This is a genomic window from Tenacibaculum finnmarkense genomovar ulcerans, assembly GCF_900239495.1.
GTDB classification, from domain to species: domain Bacteria; phylum Bacteroidota; class Bacteroidia; order Flavobacteriales; family Flavobacteriaceae; genus Polaribacter; species Polaribacter ulcerans.
This window is the reverse complement of record NZ_OENE01000048.1, coordinates 97226-120822: the sequence shown is the minus strand read 5'-3', so window position 1 is coordinate 120822 and position 23597 is coordinate 97226. Positions and strand designations below refer to the sequence as shown.

The 23597-nt window shown below is 33.1% G+C and carries 2 protein-coding genes; both read left to right on the top strand.

The window, feature by feature from the left end; genetic code table 11:
- The first annotated feature begins 6 nt into the window (after positions 1 to 6).
- Positions 7 to 22605 (top strand): T9SS type B sorting domain-containing protein, encoded by a 22599-nt coding sequence (locus tag DPIF8902391_RS10965; protein WP_172505843.1) that lies wholly within the window; start codon positions 7 to 9, stop codon positions 22603 to 22605.
- A 3-nt stretch (positions 22606 to 22608) separates the two neighbouring features.
- Positions 22609 to 23556 (top strand): PorP/SprF family type IX secretion system membrane protein, encoded by a 948-nt coding sequence (locus DPIF8902391_RS10960; RefSeq protein WP_172505842.1) that lies wholly within the window; start codon positions 22609 to 22611, stop codon positions 23554 to 23556.
- The last annotated feature ends 41 nt before the right edge of the window (positions 23557 to 23597 follow it).

Genomic DNA, 23597 nt, shown 5'->3' with positions numbered 1-23597 from the left:
CATAATATGATAAAAAAAATACTTTTATTAGCTAGTTTATTTTTTACACTAATTTCATTCTCGCAAAAAATAGATGCTTCATTAGAGCATTTAAGAGAAGGTGAGAGTGTAATGATGGAAAGAACAATGCCTTTAGCATTAGGGCAGAGACCTTCAGGTTTTACGCAAAGTGATATTGATAAAAGCTCAGCAGGTATGGATTTAACTTTGCGAGGTAATATGACTTTTATAGGGAATAATAACCTTAGTGTTGATGTTAAAAAAACTAGAGATTTTAGAGAGTTAAATAAAGCATTTGATTTATATCGCTATCCTTATATTTTGAATAATGGTAGTGTTTATACAGGAAATGAGACGCCAAATGACTCATATGATTTAGATTTGTATATATATCAAAATGGTAATATAAGACAAGATTTAGGTAATGGTTCTGCTTACATGGATTATGTTGATGTTGATGGTTCTGTTGATGAGAATGGAGATGGAAAAGATGATACTTTTTCATCAAGCACATCTACTTTAAGTTTACCTAATTGTTCACGTGTAGCTTATGCAGGGTTGTATTGGGCAGGTGTATATCCAAGAGAACATTGGCTTACAACAACGAATCCCTTAAGGTCGGATGATTATGATAAGATAAAATTCAAATATCCTTCATCAACTACGTATAAAAATATAACAGCTGATGAAACTATTTACAATAACAATGAGCCTTATATCTGTTTTAAAGATATAACGACTGAAGTACAAGCAGAAGTAAACCCTAACGGAGTCTATACAGCAGCAAATATTAGAGCTACTAGAGGAGTCGATCATTATAGAGGTTTAGGAGGTGCTTCTGGTTGGGTAATGATTGTAGTTTATGAAAATGATAATGAGTCAAGTAAGAAGTTTTCAGTTTTTGATGGATTTGCAGATATACATGGAGAAACAAAAGATGCTAGTGGTAATGTAATAACTCCAGCAAATGAAGCGGAAATAACTTTTTTGAATTTTAAAACCATACCAAAAGGACCTGTTAATGTAGAGTTAATAATGGCTGCCTTAGAAGGGGATAAAGCAATTCCAGGGGATAATTATCAAATTAAAAATGCAGCAAACAATTATGTAAATGTATTTAACACTATTAGTCCTCAAGATAATTTTTTTAATGGGTCTATTAGTGTTTTTGATACTTATTTAGCTGGCAGAAACCCAGCGAGTACCAATACCCTTGGTTTTGATATAGATCATATTAAAATAAATAACCCAAATAATAGTATTATAGGTAATAATGAAACATCTTTAGATGTTAAGTTTACTACAGGAGGAGATGTTTATTGGCCATTTTTAAATGCGATGTCTGTTGAGGTTGTAGAGCCTAAAATAAAATTAGTAAAAACAATTACAGATGCTTCAGGGGGGAATATTTCGGGAACACCTGTAGGTTTAGGTAGTTCTTTGTTTTATGACTTAACCTTTAGTAGTGTAGGTACCGATAATGCTAAAAACACGGTAATAATAGATGAATTACCTAAAAATGTAAATTTATTACCAGGAGATATTTTACCTGCGAGTATACAGCTCGTGGCTACAGCACCTGCGTACCCAAACACAAACACAGATATTGTATATACTTATGAACCACCTGTTTCAGCAAATGGATTTAGAGGGAAGTTACGTTTTTATATACCTGATAGTTTTGTTAAAATAAAAGGCGCTGAGCACTCAATAAAATTAAAAATTGAAGTTGTTAGTGATTGTAGTAAATTACGAGATGTTTGTTCTGATAAAATAGAGAACCAAGCTTACGCTAATTATAGTAGGGATTTATCTGCATTAAATGTAGGGGATTTAGGCTATATTCCAGGGTATAACAGAATAGAAAATACACCAAGTTTTTCAGGAATTGACGCTTGTAATTTAGGGCAAGCAGGGAGTTCTAATTTTTTAATTGATACCAGTGGATGTACCTTTGAAAGAACAGAAATTCTTTGTGGTAAAAACATTCTTCTTGCTGCCGGAACAGGTTTCACATCATATTCATGGGTAAATGAAAATGCACCATTAACAGTGTTAGGTACAAGTCAAACATATAACGCAACACAAACAGGAACTTACCTTGTAACAAAAGTTGCGCCAACAGGTTGTGTTACTTCTACCGAAAAAATAATAGTTATTCCTTATAGTACAGCGCCAAACCCTTTACTACTTTTAGTAGATCAAACATTAACAAGTTGTACTAGTAATTCTGTTGAGTTGTCTCAAATATATTTATGTGGCGCGGGAGTTTCAAAAAAGATAGATTTACCATTTACAGGAGCAACAGGAACTACGGTAAAATGGTTTCAGTTAGATGAAACCTGTGCTTTTAAGGCCGTATCAAATTGTGCTAATTTAGACACTAGCTGTACTTGGAATGAAATAGGAACAGCTTATTCTAAAGAATTTTCAACAGAAGGACAGTATAAAGTAGAGGTTTTATACGATGGTAAATGTCCTTCTACCTATTATTTTAATGTCTATACATCAGCATTAAACCCTACCATTGTAAAAAAACATATTACTTGCGGTACTGATGCTAGTATTACTATAAATAGTGTGCCAGCAGGTTACGGATATCAATTAACAAAACCCGATGGAACTACTATTCCTGTTAATGGTTTTCAGAACGGAAATGCTTTTACAGGTTTAAAAGATTCAGGAGATTATGAGGTAACAATAAGATTACAAGGGTCACCAGCAACATCATGTAGTTATACCGAACCGTCTATAAATATTCAAAAACAAGCACTAGGTTTAACTGTTGACCCTGAATTTAATGCTGGCTGTGATGGAAAAGCAATAATAACAGCACAAGTAAACGGTACTTTACCAGGTAATTATATTTATACATTATTAAATAGTGTTGGTGGAGTTATTGAAACAAAGGCAGCAACTCCTGATAGAAGTGTGACTTTTGAGGTAACAACAGCAGGGGTGTATAGTGTAAAGGTAGCAACTACTACGACTACTTGTACAGAGACAGTAACAACCAGAGTTATTAAACCAACTCCGCTTATATTAACCGCAGTAGCAACTAAAAATATTACCTGTACTGCAGGTTCATCGGCAGGAATAATAACTTTAGCAGGAGCTAATGGTGTACCAAATGCTACAGGAGACAAATATTCATACGCATTATTATCAATAGATGGAGCAGCTGTTAGCCCAAAAACCTATTTTACAGATACAACATATAATGTGGTAAATGGTACAGAAGGTGATTATATTTTTGAGGTTACCGATAGTAAAAACTGTACAGCAACCGCTACCGCTACAATTAGTGTAGAAGCGCCTTTGCAATTTACACATAAAGAAACTCAAGTAAATTGTAATAAGAAAGGAACTATAACAGTTGATGTTACTAATAATACGGGTTATAAATTAGAATATAGTATTGATAATGCTACTTGGAAAACTACAGGTTTTTTCGATGGTTTGGATGCTACAACAGCAGCAACATTATATACCGTTTATATTAGAGCAACCAAAGGAACATATCAATGTAATTACCAAATACAAAATATTGCTATTACAGAAACTGGAGGTTTATCGGCAGGTAAAGCAGTTGCTACAGGTTTAGAATGTCGTTGGGGAAATACGCAGTCTAGTCCAATAGGAACAATTACGTTTACCCAGCCAACAGGAGGAACAGCACCTTTTACGTATTTTTATAAACTTGCTGCGGATACTAATTTTACAACAGTAACCTCTGGAACAACAGCTTCAGTTCCTGTTGCAGGAACATACAATACAAAGGTAGAAGATAAAAATGGTTGTTCTTTAGCTTTAGATACCATTACTATTGATGCTTTACCAACAGAGCCAACTATAAAACATGAAATATTAATTTGTGGTAATACAGCAACAGTTATTATAACACCAAAAGATGCGTCTTATAGCTATAGTATTGATGGTACAAATTTTCAAGCTAGTAATGTCTTTGAAAATGTACGTCAAGATTGGTATAAATTTAGCATAAAATATGGTAAATCGTGTACTGTAAAAACCCCGTATGTATCTCTTTATGGGCAACCACTGACAGGAAGTGTTACAGCTACTACCGATAGTGATTGTTCTGGTTCGGATAATGGAAGTATTACAGTTAATGCACGTAATTTTCAAGGAGGAAGCTATGAGTATTCTACGGATGGTGGAACTACTTGGGAAGAAACAGGAGATAATCCATATCGAATTGTAGGGCTAGCAAAAGGAGATTACGATTTAAAAATTAGAGAAACAATAGGAACAGCACCTAATCTGGTTAGCTGTGAAGTTGATTTAGGTAAACATACCATAGGTGAGCCGACTAAACTAGAATTAATAAATACAGGTATTACAACGCCTGCAACTTGTGTAACAGGGGCAACAATTACTGTAGAAGCATCAGGAGGAACACCACCTTATAAATTTAGTATTGACGGCGGTACTTCTTGGCAAAATGCAAATTTAAGCAACCAATATATATATACTGATGTAGCAGTACGCGCTAAAAAATACCAGGTAATGTTATTGGATAGTAAAAAATGTGATGAATGTGGTTGTACCGATAATCCTTTTGAAAATGGAAGTTTTGAAGATCGTTATTTTACAGGCAATTATCCTTATATAGCAGATGAGTCTAATTTTACAGGATGGGAAACTACCGCAGCCGATAATGAAATGGAACTTTGGTACAAAAATAATTTTGAAGGTGTTCCTTCTTATGATGGGAGTGATAATTTTGTTGAATTAAACGCTAATACAGTAGGGTCATTATATCAAGAATTTTGTACAAAACCAGGTGATGTAATTAATTGGTCTGTAGCTCATAGAGGTAGGTTAGGACGTGATGTAGCTACTGTAAAAATAGGGAAGAGTCTTGCGACTGCAGTGATTAAAGAAACAATGTCTGACGGTAAAACTTGGAAAGAATATTCAGGAGCTTATACTGTGCCAGCAGGTCAAACAACAACAGTAATTTCTTTTGATGCTGTAAGTACATTTACAGGGGATAAAAGTACTGGTAACTTTATTGATGCCGTAAAAATAGAAATTGTAAGAGCTACTTGTGTTCTTAAAGATATTGAAGTAACAGCTGCAGCGGCTGCAACACATACGGCAACAGTTACAGATAGTTGTACTGATCCTAAAATAGAAATTACAGCAACAGGAACAGCGCCATATCAATTTACTATTGATAATGGAGCTACTTGGCAAACGTCAAATAATGCAACGTTTGTATTTGATACTACCAACGGATTAGCATTGCCAACTACTACGGCTAAAGATTATCAGGTAAAAACAAAAAATGGGGGCGGTTGTGAATCGCCAGTGAGTACGCTTACTGTTTATCCGAAGTTAATAGCTACAGTAACACCAACAAATGAAATGTGTAAAAAAGGTTTTTTTACAATTATAGATGTAAAAGGAGGTAGCGATACAAATTATGTATATGCTGTTGTTCTAAAAGATGAAATACCAACAAATACCGATTTTAAACCAATAACGAATCCATCGACTAAAAGTGGTGGTTTATCGGCAGGAAACTATGATATTTATATAAGAGATAATGGAGGGAATGTTGGTTTTTGTGAGTATAAAAAAGCTTCAAAAATTTATGACGCAGGATATTACTCAGGAGCTCCTCATTATACTAATACAAAAATACCACCAATACAACCAAAGTGTTTTGGTGAAAAAGGAACTATTTATTTTTCAGTAGGAGGTAACGGACTAGCGCCATTTACTTATACTTTAAATGGATTAAACCCTAAAGTAATCGATGATTATGTTTATTATACAATAGATAATTTAGACCCAGGGAAATATGTAATTGGGGTTACTGATGCTAGTGGTTGTACCTCTAATTTAACTCAAGAAATTTTTAAAGCTCCTGAGAAACTAGAAAAAGATGCAGATGCAACACCTATACATTTTACGTGTAAAGCAGTAACAGCAAAAGGTGGAATTAATTTTATGAACCCTACGGGAGGAACAAAACCTTATACTTTTTATTATAAAGCAAAAGATCCTTCTGTTGTAAATTATAGTGTAGTTACAGGAAATATAGCAACAGGTTTACTTGAAGGAACTTATGTAACGAAAGTAGTAGATGCAAATAAATGTGAAATAAATTTAAATGATGTTACAATAAAACCTTTACCAACAGCACCAACATTAATAGAATCGGTAGCTTATAATTGTGATGGAAAAGGAACGATTACAGTAAAGCCTTTTGACGCTAGTTATACATATAGCCTAGACGGAGCAACACCACAAACAGGAGCTAATCCAAATGTATTTACTGATTTAGTTGCAGGTTCTTATACGGTTTCTGTAAATTATGGAAGCGATTGTACTACGGATGTTATTGTTGAGGTTAAAGCTGGTCAGAATTTTACGGCAGTGGCTAGTTTTGTTGAAAACCCAAGATGTAAAGACGGAACAGACGGAAAAATTAAAGTTGTCGCTTCTTTTGGTTTGGTTACTGTTGATAAATTTCAATATTCTATTGATGATGGAAATAATTGGATTCCTGTAATAAATTCAGATGAAGTTATAATTGATACATTTGGTGAAGGAACTCATACAATAAAAGTTCGTCAAAATGCAACAGGTTGTAAAACTACTTCAAATGCAATAACATTAACAGCACCAACATCAGCAGTAATTGTAAATCCATCAACAAAAATATTAACTAAAGAAATTACGTGTAATCCAAATACAGGAGCAACTATAACGCCAACAGCAAGTGGAGGAAATGGAGCGCCTTATACTTTTGAATTATTTGATAATGCAGGAACATCTAAAGGTGATACATTTACAAATTTATCTGAAGGAAAATACACCATAATTGCAACAGATAAATTAGGATGTAAGTCAGCACCAATAGATGTAGAAGTTGAAGCACCAAAAGACATTAAATTTACCGCAACACCATCTGTTTGTCATAAAGGAAGTGATGCAAAAATTGAAGTTACAGGTATTACAGGAAACGATGCTAATTTTACTTTTAGTGTACATGATGGAACATCAATAATAAGAACAGGAAGTGTAACAGGAACTGCACATACAATTTCTGGTTTATCAAAAGGAACATATAAAGTAACTGTAACTGATGGTTTTGGTTGTTCAGAAACAGAAGATGTTATAATTAATGAGAACTTAACAGTTTCAGCAACAACAACACAGCAAACTTGTAAAGATGGAATATTAGATATTACAGCATCAGGAGGAAAAGATACAAATTATGTTTATGCGGTTGTAATTAGTGGAGCAGGAGTTCCAGCAGATACAAGTTTTAGTGCTACAAAACCTACAACAATTACCGCAGGAATTTGGGATATTTATGTAAGAGATAATGGAGGAACAGGAACTTTAGGTACGGATTATTGTCAAGCAATATTTACGACCAATAAAGTAACTAAAATTCCAGACTTAAAAGTAGAAACAGTAACGGCTATACAACCAAAATGTAGCACTGACAAAGGAATAATAAATGTAACAGTTTCAGGAGGAACAACAGATTACACAGTAACTTTAACAGGTTTATTGGGAACAACATCAGTACAACCACAAACAGGAAATTCATTAAACTATGAATTTAAAGATTTAGTTGCAGATACTTATACAATTACTGTAGAAGATATTAATACTTGTACAGGTACGGCAGCTTCTACCCAAGAAATTGTAGTTCCATCAGTATTAAAAGATGGTAAAGCTGCGCCTACTGATTTAGCTTGTGGCGTATCAGGAGGAAGTATTACGTTTACAAATCCTACGGGAGGAACACCAGATTTATCAGGGAATTATACTTTTTATTATAAACTTACAACTGATGCAAATTTCACACCAGTTTTAGGAAATAATACAAATACGGTTACAGTAACAAATTTATCGGCAGGAGATTATTTAACGAAAGTAGTCGATTCTGAAGGTTGTTCTTTAGATTTAAACACAGTTACAAATCCAATTACAATAAAAGCATTACCAGCTGTACCAACTTTTGACCCTACAGCAATTACCTATAATTGTGATGGAACAGCAACTATTAAAGTAACACCTACAGTTGCACCAACACCTACAGTTGCACCAACACCAGTAACAGCATATAGTTATATGCTAGATAAAGATAAAACAACAACTAATAATACAGGAGAATTTACAGCTGTAGCACCAGGTTCTCACACGGTTTCTGTAGATTATGGAAGTAATTGTTCTACGGATATTATTGTTGAGGTTAAAGCAAATCAGCAATTTACGGCAAGCATAACAGGAGAAACAAATCCTGTGTGTAAAGATGAAGCAAACGGTAAAATTGAAGTAACGGCTTCTTTTGGTTCGGTGGCTGTAACAGAATTTCAATATTCTACGGATGGAACAACTTGGAAAGATGCAAATACAAACCCATTTACAATTGATGGATTTAATGTAGGAACTACTGCTCACACGATAAATGTTCGTCCAACAGGAAAAACATCGCCATCAGCTTGTGATGTTACTTTAACTAAAATATTAACAAACCCAACGGAAGTAAAAGTTACAAAAGCACCGCATACAAAAATTACGTGTACTTCAACAACAAGTACGATAACACCGTCAGCAAGTGGCGGAAATGGAGCAGTTTATACTTTTGAATTATTAAATAGTGCAAAAGCTTCATATTCTCCAGTAAAAACAACGACAACTACATTTACAAATGTAGCTGCAGGAACTTATTATGTTGTAGCAAAAGATAAAGAAAATTGTCCATCAGCACCTTTTGAAGTAACTATTGCTGATAAAGAAGATGTTGAATTTACAGCAACAGCATCAGCTTGTCATACAGGAAATGATGCGTCAATTACACTAGATGTTACCAAAGGAAACGGAACTTATAGTTTTGCTTTAACTGGAACATCAACAGGAGGAGGAAATATAACAGGAACATCACATACAATTCCTAATTTATCCGCAGGAATTTATACCGTAACTGTAACAGATGGTTTTGGTTGTGAATTGGAAGTAAAAGACATTACAATTAATGCAAAAATTACAGCAACACTAAGCACAACACAAGAAACCTGTAAGGATGGAACTTTAACAATAGCAAGTGTCGCAGGTGCAAGCGGAGCAAATTATGTGTATGCCGTTGTAGCTGAAGGAAGTCCTGTACCTACTACTTTTATAGCAATAACAAATCCACTAACAACAGTTAGTTTATCCAAAGGAAAATACGATGTTTATGTAAGAGATAATAACGGAACAGGAACTTTAGGAACTGATTATTGTGAATTTAAAATATCAAAAGAAATAACTAAAATCCCTGATTTAACAGCAACAGCAAAAACGCCAATACAACCAAAATGTAATGGTGAAACTGGTAGTGTTGTTTTTGAAATATCAGGAGGAAAAGCAACTTATACTTATACTTTAAATGGGGCAGCAGTTCCAGCAACAGCAACAGTTACTGTAGTAGGAAATACACATACAATTGCAGGTTTAGCTGATGGAACTTATAAAATTACTGTTACAGATGCAAATACTTGTACTGCTACAATTCCAACTCAAACAATTAAAGCTCCAGGTAAATTAGAAAAAGTTGGAGAAGCAACGCCGATACATTTTACTTGTAAAACAACAAAAGGAGGAATTGATTTTGTAAGTGTGAATCCTAAAGGAGGAACAGGTGTTTATACTTATTCTTATAAACTTACAACTGCTGCAAATTACACATCGTTATTAGCAGGAATAACATCAGTATCAAATTTAGATGCAGGAACTTATAATATTAAAGTAAAAGATGCGAATAATTGTGAAATATCTTTAAACGATGTTACAATTAATCCATTACCAACAGCACCAACATTAACAGAATCGGTAGCTTATAATTGTGATGGAAAAGGAACGATTACAGTATTGCCTTCTAATTCGGCTTATACTTATACTTTAGATGATACTGCAAAAACAAGTAATGCAACAGGTATTTTTGCTGATTTAGATGCAGGTTCTTATACGGTATCTGTAGGTTATGGAAGTGATTGTTTTACAGATATTGATGTAATTGTAGCAGCAAATCAAGAATTTACGGCAAGCATAACAGGGCAAACAAATCCTGTGTGTAAAGATGAAACGAATGGTAAAATTGAAGTAACAGCTTCTTTTCCATCAGTAACACCAATATCTTTTGAATATTCTACAGATGGAACAACATGGAAAGATGCGAATACAAACCCATTTATAATTGATGGATTTAATGCAGGGACTCCTGATATTATTCACACAATAAAAGTTCGCCCAACAAACGAAACATCAACAGCTTGTGATGTTACTTTAACTAAAATATTATCAAACCCAACAGCAGTAGTTGTAAGTCCATTAACAAAAGTAACCAAAGAAATTACTTGTGACCCAAATACAGGTGCTACCATAACATTATTTGCGGGTGGTGGAAACGGAACTCCTTATACTTATGAATTGTTTGATGGAGTTACTTTAAAAGAAACGACATTAGCAGGTGTAAATACATTTACTGATGTTGCAGTCGGAAATTATACGATTAAAGCAAAAGATTCAGAAGGTTGTGAGTCAGTGGCTTTCTCGATAGAAGTTGAAGCTAAAATTGACGTAAGTTTTGATGCAAAAGCATTGTGTTACGATGGAAGCAACGGAACAATAGAGGTTACTAATGTCCTAGGAAATGGTGCATTGAAATATACTCAAAATGGCGGTACGACTTTAAATGCAATACCTGCAGGAGCTACTTCATTTACAATAACAGGTTTATCACCAGGAGTTCATAAAATAAAAATAATCGATGAAAGAGGTTGTTCTTTAGAAAAAACAATAACTATTTATCCTGAATTATCGGCTACTGCAACACCAACAGATTTAAGTTGTACACCAGCAGGAGCTCCGACAGGACAAATATTAGTAGTGCCAAGTGGTGGTACTGGTGTTGTTACTCCTACAGATTATCAATTTTCAGTAGTAACAGCAAATGCCACAGCACCAGCAGCAGGAACATATTTAGCAACAAACCTAATTACAGGTTTAGCCGCAGGAACTTATGACGTTTATGTAAAAGATGCTCAAAATTGTCAATATATAGTAGAAGACGTAATTATAAAAACAATAACGCCTGTTGAAATTACCTTAACACCGAACAACCCTACATGTACTACCAATGGAAATGTAAGTGGTATAATTACGGCAAATACTGGGCAAATTGAACATACAATTACTTTAAAAGATAATGCAGGAGTTTTAATAGAAAACATAGCAAATCATAGTTTATCTACCTTTAGTTTTAATGATATTCCTGGGGGAACAGGTTATGAAGTTGAAATAATCGATAGCCTTGGTTGTACAGATACTAAAACTTTTGATTTAGTAACTCCACCAGTTTTAACGGCAACATTAGCATCAATATTACCTGATTGTGATGTGCCTTTTGTAGGAAATGAAACGCTATTTGGTTTTAAATTTGAAAATATTACAGCTGTAGCATCTCCTTATGCAATTGAGTATAGTAAAGATAATGGGATTACTTGGGAAACATCTCCAGTTTTTACGAGTATTAATCAAGGAACTGTAGTGTACCCAGTAATACGATTATTAGAAAATGGTGTTGTAAAATGTATAGAAACATTTAATTCGTATGAAATACCTTTTAATGTAAGTGGTTTAATTGTAGATCCTATTGCTGACCCTGCAAATTGTGCTTTAGGTTTTTCTGTAACAGTACAGGCAATTAATGGTGTAGGTCCTTTTGAGTTTGCTATAAATGATATTACCTCGCCAACAGCATGGCAAAGTGCAGATAATTTAATTAATACTGATAAGAACGGAGTTGTAATTGATGCGGATAGAACTTTAACATATAACGGTTTAACCCCAGGTTTAAGTTATGTGTTTTATGTAAGAGACTCTAGAGGATGTATTGAAAAAAATAGTGAAGATTTATACGTAGATTTTAATCCGAGTGTGCCTATTACAGGACTTGTAAATAACCAAACCTGTGCAACGACCGATAATGGAAGTATTACTTTTTTAATAGATAATAACTCTGGTGATTTATCTAATGATTTTACTTGGACATTATTTAAAAGAGATGAAATAACTAATTTAGGAGTAAAAGTTTCTTCATATATAGACAAACCACAAACAGGATTTACTGATATTATAGTAAATGGTTTAGGAAAAGGGAAGTATTATCTTGAAATAGAAAATAATATAAAAACCTGTATATTTGGTAGTCAGGATGTTAAAATAGAACCAATTGCACCTATTAACGGAACTTTTAAGAAAATTAACGATATTACTTGTTCTGTTGATGGAAAGGTTTTAATTGAAAATGTAACAGGAGGTCTTCCTGCAACAACAGGAGCAGCTTATACTTACAAGGTAATTAATCTAGTAAATGCTACAACTGCTACCGTAACAGGTAATAGCATAACAGTATCCCATGCTGATGTAACAGATGAAGCATTACCAGTAACCTTTGATATAGAAGTTGTAGATGCAAATCCTGCTCCAAATTCTTGTACAAAAACGATAGGAAATGTAAGCTTAACAGTAAGCGAAAAGCCAACAACTAACATTGTAAATGTAAATAGTTGTGGAGCTGTAAATACTATTGATATTAATACAACAGGCGGATTAGCTCCTTATAGATATTCTATTGATAATGGCGTAACTTTTACTGCTCCTTTTACACCTGTAAATCCTACGGATAAATATACAATGAATGTTACTGATGGTTTAAATCAAACATTAACAGTAAAAGATGCAAACGGTTGTATTGCTACTGCTACTGCTACATTTAATGTTTATCCTGATATTACTTTTGATATTGATAACATAACAGTACCAAGTTGTGATACTAGTAATAATTCAGCGGATAATGCAACAGCAACTATAACCGTAAATACAGGTTCAGGAAATTATGAATATAGTTTAGATGGTGTTTTACCAGCTGTAGATATTATAGGAACTACGGTTACTTTACCTATAACTTTAACACCAGGGGATCATACTATTAAAATTATTGATAAACTGAATATTACTTGTACATTAGAGAAAACATTTACAGTATCAGAACCGATAAAACCTAGTTTTACGCATACGTTTACCGATAGTAAATGTGCTACGGATAATTCAGGAACAATAACATTAATAAGTACTGAAGCTTTAACATATACGATATTACCAGTACCAACAAATATAGAATATAGTTATAACGGAACAGATAAATTTACAGGTTTACCACCAAATACCTATACCGTAACAGGAAAAGGAACTAACGGTTGTACAACTGAAATTAAAGATATAATAATAACAGAATTTAAAGCAATAACAGTACCTACACCAACGGTAGCAAATGGAGGTATAACAGAGTTTGCGTGTACAACAGGAAACACAAGAAACAGTGCAATTGTAAAAGTTGATAAAACAGCCATAACAGAAGGAAGTGGAACTTATACAAAAGCAGAATTTGTATTTACGCCAAACGGTGGAGGAGCTATAGAAACACAAGCAGCTTCATCAAGTTTTGAATTTACTACGGATAATGTTTTAGGTGGAACAGTTGATATTACTGTTTATGATGACCAAGGGTGTAAAGGAACAACATCAGCAACAATAGCTGCTTTTACACCGATTGCAGATTTATTAGCAATACCAAAAACAGCAATCACTTGTTCAACAAATGAAAGTATTGAAGTAACTTTTACAGGAATTGCAACGGAAATTAAAGTCGTAGATGCTAATGGAATTAATTATAATTCAACGCCAGCAACAGCATCAGCATCAGGAACAATATTTACAGGTTTACCAGTAGGAAAATACACAATAACGGTTAAACAAGCAACAGGTTGTACTTATGAAATTCCTCATACAGTAAAAGAAATTCCTGCTTATACTATTCTTCTTTCTGATAAAGTACCTACAACTTGTGTAGGTTCAAGTACAGGAAGTATTAAATTTGATGTTGATAATTATACAGGAAATTATGATTATACAATAACAGGAGCTACATTAGTAACTGCAATTACAGGAACAGGAACAGGGACAATACCAGTAAGAACATTAACTGAGATTAAAGATTTAAAAGCTGGAAATTACACAGTTAATATAACAATTGGAGCAGCAGGTACAAATCCTCAAAATTGTACAGTTACTCCAATAGATTTTAAAATTGAAGATGCTCCAGCAGTTTTAAGTGTAAAAGCAGAAGAAACATCAGCAGTACAATGTATAGATGATGCAAATGCAACAATTACTGTAACCGAAACAAAAGGCGGTTGGGGTAGTTATGAATATCAATTAGAAATAAAAGATGCAACAGGAACAAATTATACTGTTGTAAAAGATGCTTTATCAAATGATATTAATTTTGTAAATAATGGAAATAATAAAATATTTACAGGTTTATCTCATGGAACTTATAAAGTAAAAGTAAAAGATGCTTTAGGGTGTATTTCAGAAATTACTGATGCGATAATAATTACAAACCCAACAGAAGTTAAGTTTATAGTAACTAAAGATGATACGGTTTGTGATGTAAATATCGCAGGAAGTATTACTGTTGATTTAAAAGATGCAGTATCAGGATTAGCAGGCGGAAAACCTCCTTATACTTATACTTTAACAAATACAACTTCAGGAGTTGTAAAAACAAAAACTATAACCGATACAGAATACACATTTACAGGTTTATCAAAAGCAAATTATACGGTAAGCGTAAAAGATGCGAATTTATGTGATGGAACAGTAACAGGAAGTACGAATGCCGTAGAAATTTATGATGATATTGTATTTAATGAGCCAACACTTGTTACAGGATTAAAATGTCAAGCAGGAGTTTTTCCAAATACAAATACAGAAGCCGTTTACAATATAAATGTAAGTGGCGGAAGTGGAAACTTTACGTATTCAGTTATTGATAAAAATGATACAAGTAAGGTTATTACAGTTACACCAGCAACATTAACAACTCCACCAACTTTTACAACAAGCGAAGCAGGAGATTATACCATAACAATTACAGATAAAGTAGGAAATTGTCCAATAACAAGAGATTTTACAGTTAAAGAATCTGTTAAGCCAGAATTTGTACCAGAAGCAACAACAACGAAGATTTGTAACGGAAGTTCAACAGGTGTAATTTCGATAACTTCAGAATTACAAAATGGAATTAATGATTTAACTTATACGATAAGTCCGAATATTAATAATGTAATTCCTTATACTGGAACTTTTAATACTACAACAAAAAGTTTTGAAAATTTACCAGCAGGATTTTATACAATTACAGGAAAAGGAACAAATGATTGTACATTTCCTTATCCTGATGAAATAGAAATTGAGCAATTAGATGAGGTTAAAATTGAAGCAAATGCAATAAGTGATGTTGCATATAATTGTACAAATCCAATGGCAACGATAAAAGTTGATGAAACAAAATTATCAGGAGGAAGTGGGAATTATAATGTAGCATTTGTGTTTACGCCAACAGGTGGAGCAGCAGAAGCACCAATTTCAAACTTTACGTTTACTACGGATAACACTTCAGGAGGAAAAGTTAAAATTATCGTTTCTGATGACCAAGGATGTTCATCTACGGAAGAAGAAGTAATAATTCCAGCTTTTGCACCGATTTTAGATTTAAAAGTAACTCAGAAAACTCCAATAACTTGTTTAGCAAATGAAAGTATTAAAGTAAGTTTTACAGGAACGATAAATAAGATTACAGTTGTAGATGATAATGGAACAACTTATAATTCAACTCAAGTAAATCCATTAACATCACCAATAGAATTTACAGATTTACCAACAGGAAATTATACCATATCAGTAATCGATGCAGTAACAGGTTGTGATGCAACAACATTCCATACGGTAGAAGCTGCACCAGTTTATAATGCAGTAATTACAAACCCTGTAAATGTATCTTGTAAAGGAGATACAGGAACTGCAATTTTAAATATTAAAGAAACAGGAACAGCATTACCTTATACAGGTGCTTATGATTATGAAGTATTGGATGAATTAGGGGTTTCATTTAGTCCTAAGAAAGAAAAAATAAATGTTTCAGGACAAGAAACAATTTCAAATTTAAAAGCAGGGAGATACACCGTTAAAATTACGATGAAGGCTTCTCCAAATTGTTCGCCAATATCTAAAGTCTTTGAAATTAAAGAACCAACAGATGATTTAAGTGTAACAGGAACACCAACAAAAGTAAGTTGTATCGGGCAAGAAGATGGAACAATTACTGCAACAGCAACAGGCGGTTGGAATAGTTCTTATGAATATCAATTAGAAGATACTTCGGGAACTGCTATTACAGTAAAAGATGCTTTAGGAGCTGATGTTATTTATGATTTTGCAAATAACGGAAGCAACAACATTTTTGAAAACTTACCTGCAGGAACTTATAAAGTTAGCGTAAAAGATGCTTTAGGTTGTGATGTTAAATCTGTTGATGAGGTAAAAGTAGAAAATCCAATACCTGTTACATTTAGTCTAATAGAAAATAGTACATCTTGTGATAATAAAATCGGTGGAGAAATTACGGTAACAGGTTCTGGCGGAACAGGAACTTATACTTATGTTTTAACAGATGATTCAATTCCTGCAATAGTAAGAACACAAACAGGAGTTACAGCAGATTACACATTTACAAATTTACCAGCAGCAGTATATACGGTAAGCGTAACAGATACTAATTTATGTGTAGGAACAGAAAACCCAACAAGTATAAACCCAATAACAATTAATCCTGATATTGAATTTACATTAGTAGAAACAAAGAACGTTGATTGTTCAACATCTCCAAATGGAATAGTTACAGTTACTTTAAAAAATTGGAGTACAACATCAAATTATACATATAGTGTTTCATCTCTATTAAATCCAGGTTCAATATCAGGAGGTAATGTTACGAGTAAAATATTTACGATTGCAATTCCAAGCATAAACACAACGCCACAAACTTATACTGTAACTATTAGTGAAAATGGTTCAAACTGTGGGATTTCAAATACAATACCAATAGCACCGAAATTAAAACCAAGTTTTGAAGCAACTCCTTCAGATAAAATCTGTAACGGAACTGCAACAGGTGTAATTACAATTACTGATGAAGTTTCTAACGGAATTAAGGATATAGAATATACAATAAGTTTAAATGGTGGAACTTTAACTTCAACTCAAGAAACTTTTGATGCAGTAACAAAAACTTTCACAGGTTTACCAGAAGGAACTTATACAATAACAGCAAAAGGAGATAATAAATGTCCGACAACTAAAACTAGAGAAATTGAGCAATTAGATAAAGTTACAATTGGAGCAAATGCAATACAGAACGTTACTTATATTTGTGATGTAGCAAACCCAGCGGCAACGATAACTGTTGATAAAACAGATATTAAAGGCGGAACAGGAAATTACAATGTAGAATTTATATTTACGCCAACAGGCGGAACAGCAGAAGCACCAATTTTAGATTCTACATTTACAACGTATAATGTTTTAGGAGGAACAGTTGAAATTAAAGTTACAGACGACCAAGGCTGTGATTCAGATATAAAAACAGTTACTATCCCTGCTTTTGCACCGATATTACCAAGCGATATTCAAATATCACATACACCAACTTGTGAAGTTGATAAGCAAAGTATTACTGTTAAATTAGATAATTTAGATGTTTCAATAAAAGCTCAGGCTTCTGTTCAGAATCCAATAAAAGTTGAAATTAAAAAAGCAGATGGAACAGGAACTGCAAGTTTACAAGAAATAACAGCGACTCCTTTTGAAGTAACTTTTAATGATTTACAAGTAGGAGAATATGAAATTTCAGTAACGCATCCAATAACAAAAAATTGTGTTACAACTAAAACCTATACAATTGAAGAACCTGTTTATAATGTTCTTTCTTCTAGTATTGAAAACACAACTTGTACAGGTTCGGAAACAGGAAGCGTGGTTATAGATGTCCAAAAAGGAAATTCACAAGAATTTTATACAGGAAAGTATGAATATGAAGTTTTTGAAGGAAATTTATTAGTAAAAGATGGAAATGTACAACCAGCAACAGGAACAACAAACCCGCTTAAAATTTCAGGTTTAAAAGCAGGAAGTTATGTTGTGAAAATTACAGATATTGATAATGCTACAGCGTGTAGTTTTACATCCGAAGTATTTACAATTATAGATGCTCCAAATGGAAAATTAGAAGTAACAGCAGATATTTCATCAGAAATAACTTGTAATAACGATAACAATGCAACAATTACTGCAACAGCAACAGGCGGTTGGGGAAGTAATTATGAATATCAATTGGAAGATAATTTAGGAAATACTATTACAGTAAAAGATGCTTTAGGAGCTGATGTTATTTATGATTTTGCAAATAATAAAGGCAATAACATCTTTAAAAACTTACCTGAGGGAACTTATAAAGTTCAGGTAAAAGATATTTTAGGATGTGACAACGTGTATTCTAAAGAGCAAATTATAGTAAACCCAAAACCAGTTACTTTTGAAACGGAAATGATTGCCAATATTTGTTCAGATACAAAACCAGCAATTAAAGTAACCGCAAAAGGAGGTTCAGGGGAGTATATTTATACATTAAAAGATAGTGCAGGAATCGAAGAAAGTATTAAAACAACTTCTTTAACACATACTTTTGAAAATTTATCTGTAGATAATAACGAAAATTATACGGTAAGCGTAAACGATGTAAAAGGATGTGTCGGAACTCCTGAAACAGTAAATGCAGATGTCGTAACAGTTTATCCTGATATTGCTTTAGGCTTAACTCCAGGTAAATTAACCTGTCAATCTGATGGAACAACTACTGAAAATGCAGAGTATATCATAAATGTAACAGGCGGAAGTGGTAGTTTTAGTTATTCAGTTGTTGATAAAAATGATGTGAATAACATAGTTACATTTATAACAGGAACAAATCCTCCAACTTTTAGTATCAGTAAAGCGGGAAGTTATAGCGTAACTATTACAGATTCAATAGTAGCATCTTGTAATTCAATTACAAAAGATTTTATAGTTGATGATAAATTAGTACCAGATTTTGAACCAGTAAAACTTGTTGATAATATTTGTAACGGAAGTTCTGATGGCGTTATTTATATTCCAAACGGAGCTAATCCTTTAACATATACGATAACATCGGATCCTACTAATGCAATTGCATATAGTGGAACTTTCAATCTAACAACAAATAAATTTGAAGGATTATCAGCAGGAACTTATACTATTACAGGAAAAGGAACTAACGGCTGTATAGCAACTGAAGATGTAACGATTGTTGAAAAATCAGAAATTACTATTGATATTGTTGAAATTCAAAATTCGGTAGTAGAATTTTCTTGTGCAACAGGAGCTAACCAAACAAATATGGCAACGGTAAATGTTACAGATGCAATTAAAGGCGGAACAGTTCCTGGAGGCGTTCAAAATATTAACAGAATCGTATTTGTGTACGATAACGGAACACCTTTAGATGCTACGGATGATATTGAACAAGATGAAAATGATTTGATCTTTAATATTGTTAATAATAATAACGATATTAAAGCAGGAACTGTTACAATTACGGTTTACGATGCACAAAATTGTTCATCAGCAACAACAACAGTTGCTATTGGTGCTTTTCAAAAAATAGGAGATGCAGAAATTAAAATAATTCAAAAATTAGATTGTACCAATAAAGAAACAATTACTGTAAAAGCAGACCTTGATATCGCAAACTTAATTTATACGATAAAAGGAACGAACACAACTTATGATGAGCAAGAAACAATTGTTTCTGCAACAGGTATTGCAACATTTACAGGTTTAGATCCTGATGTTTATAACATAACAATTACAAACCCAGCAACAGGTTGTATATTCACAACAAATCATACTGTAAAAGATGAACCAACATTTAATATCAAAATTGGTGGTAATAAAAGAACTTGTTTTGACGCAACAGGAATTGCAACGGCAACAGTAACTTTAGATATTGAAACTATTATTGCAGATGCTGATTACACAGGCGCTTATACTTATGAAGTTGTAGATAATACAGGAACTTCATTAACAGCTCCAATAACAGGAAACGGAACAGGCGGAGTTCAAAATATGATTTCAGGCTTAACTGCAGGAACTTATAAAGTAAAAGTAACGATGACCGATGCTCCTGGATGTGATGTTTTATCTGAAGAATTTACGATAAAAACGCAACCTGAATTAACTTTAGATGATAGTATTGTAACGTTTATCAGTTGTAATTCTGGTGAAGGAGCTATTATTTTAAAAGCCGATGGCGGTTGGGGTAATTACCAATATCAATTAGAAGAAGCAACAGCAGGTATAGTAAAACCTTTTAGTAAAAATAATAAATTTGAGAAATTACTAGAAGGAATCTATACTGCAACGGTAAGAGATATTAATAACTGTGAAGCAACGTTTGATTTTGTATTAGAGAAAGGAGTAAAATTAACTGTGAAAACTGAAGTTAAAAATAATGTTTGTGAAGGTGAAAAAAATGCAAGTATTAAAGTAAACGTAATTAGTGGCGGGCAAACGCAAGACACTTCAATAAGAGCTTACAGTTATATTTTAAAATACCCGACTGAATTAGGTGGATTAGAATTAGAGCAAACCTCAAATATTTTTACAGGCTTACAAGCAGGAAATTATCAAATAAGAGTGATTGATAATAAATACGGTTGTACCACAGGAGCTTTAAAAAATGTTGAGGTTGAAATTAAAGATCCTAATAAAGTAATAATATCATCTGTAAATATTACAAAAGATATTACTTGTGAGAATAATTCAACAGCAAGCGTTGAGGTTACAGCAGGTGGCGGAAAAGCACCATACGAATTTAGTACCGATGGAATTAATTATACAGCATCAGCAAGTACTACTTATGCTTTTACAGGGCTTAACCCAGGGTTAAATACATTTTATGTAAAAGATACTGAGCAGTGTGTAACAACAACAACCGCTACAATTGCTAAATATGTGCCTTTAAAAGCAACTTTAAATGTAGATTTAGGTTTTATTACTTGTAAAGATGATAGCAACGGAGTGTTATCGGCAACAGTAACAGGTGGTTTTGGAAATTATGAATATCAATTACTAAATAATGCAGGTTTTCCAATTACAGGAATCTGGCAAACATCAAATACTTTTTCAGGCTTAGGAGTAAATACCTATAAAATTAAAGTTAAAAGTATCAATAGGTTTGGCAAGGAATGTTTTGCTGTAACAGGTGAACATAAAATAGAAGAACCTGAAGTATTAAAGCCTTTTATTAAATCAGTGAAACATGTAACCTGTAATGGTGGAAGTACAGGTGTTATTACAGCATCGGCAACAGGTGGTAATTTAGATGAAAATGGAAAAGGAAAGTATGAATATAATATTTACACCATTCCATCAAGCGCTGAATATCCTGAAAATAAATTTGTTCAAAGTGGTGTGTTTACAAACTTACCTGCTGGAGAATATTATATAATGGTAAAAGATGTTATTCGTGGTTGTATTTCGCCAGACCCCGACAAAGCACCAATAAAAGTAACTGTTAAAGAGCCAAATGTTTTAGAGATAAACCCTGGAACGATAACTCAACAAATTTGTATTAATGATGCAACACCAACCATAACAGTTAATGTTACAGGAGGAACACTGCCTTATTACATCAGTATAAACAATGAAGATGAATTTGAAGCTCCATTTGATTCAAGTACAAATCTAATTACATTAGGTAAAGATGAAGGAATTGAAGCAGGAAAAAAGTATTCAATTAGCGTTCGAGGAAAAGACGAAGGTTGTTCAGTAGAAACCTTAGCTACACAAACAACAGAAGCTATTGATTTAGAAGTAGAAGCCGTTTCTAATTATACTTGTGATTCAGGGAATTTTATCAAAGCCTTTGTTGCTGATAAATATAAAGATGATGTAATTTTTACTTTAGATAACGGTATAAATACTCCTTTAACTAATACAACAGGTGAATTTATAGATGTAGCCCCAGGTGATGGTTATAAAGTAACGGCAACGCATACTGCTTCTAGTTGTACAGAAACTTCTACGGATGAATTTGATATTCAAGACATTCAGGCATTAGCAATGACTATTGATGATTCGCAGAAAAATAAATTAATCGCCAATGTTAATTTCGGTTTACCGCCATATAATTTCACTCTTGACGGCGTAGATTATGGACAAGACAATGAGTTTACCATTTTACAAACCAAAGAATATGAAATTAAAGTAACCGATGCTAGAGGTTGTGAGGTAATGTTACTTGTAACAGGAAGATATGTAAGTATAAGTGTATTGAACTTATTTACACCAGATGGTGATGGAATTAACGATTTCTGGTATCCTTTAGAAGTAGAAAATTATCACAATATAAAAGTGTATATCTATGACCGATACGCTCGTAAAATTCAAAACTACCAAGGATTAACCCAAGGATGGGACGGAACTTACCAAGGGAAACCATTACCAGCAGGAGATTATTGGTACACCATTTATTACAATGAATTATCAGGAGAAGAGAAAAAATTAATGGGTCACTTTACTTTATACAGATAAAAAATGAGAAAAATATTCATAACAATAAGTATTCTAATTTGTAGTGTAAAGTTAGTGGCTCAGGAAATTAATTTACCACAATATGTAAGCCACATGGCAGATAATCCATTTTTAATATCGCCAAGTTATGCCGGTATTGGATCGGAATTTAAGGTTCGATTAAATGGGGTAAGTCAGTGGCTTGGGGTTAAAGGATCTCCTGACACACAATCGTTAATTATAGACACTCGTTTGGCAGAGCGTTTTGGTGGCGGTATAACTATTTTTAATGATAAAAATGGGTTTACAAGTCAAAAAGGAATTAAATTATCGTTGGCAAGTCATTTAACGCTAAGCCAATTTCACGATAGTTTTTTATCCTTCGGATTAACCTATAATTTTGTGCAATTTGGTATTGACACCTCTCAAAATAATTCAGGGCAAATAGTACCTAACAAATCAGAAACAAATTCTAATTTTGATGTAGGGCTGTTGTACCGTTACGAACGTTTTAGTATCAGTGTAAACGCAAATAATATTTTAGATAAAAAAATAGAGAATCTATTAACAAGTGAACCTGAATCTTTAGGGCGTTATACACTTTATACTTCCTATGTTTTAGCCAGAATTAGTAATAAGATAGAAATAGAACCCTCTATATTTATAGAATACTATGAATCTGACAAAAGATCAAGAACAGATTTGAACGTAAAGGTTCGAAAAGGTATTTATGATGGTTATGTTTGGGTAGGGGCAAGTTACACCTCATTAAATGATCAACTATTTAAGCCTCATGCTATTGCACCTTTAGTAGGTTTAAAAAAGAATAATTTATATATGTCGTACGGTTTTAGTATCGATTTAAATAAAACACAAAATTTTAATTACGGAACACATATGATAACCCTTGGTTTTGATTACGATAGACGCCCAAGTTTAGCACGATGTACCCAAAAAATGATTATTTTTTAAAATAATAATAATAATTAATGAACATCCTCAAGTAAAACTTG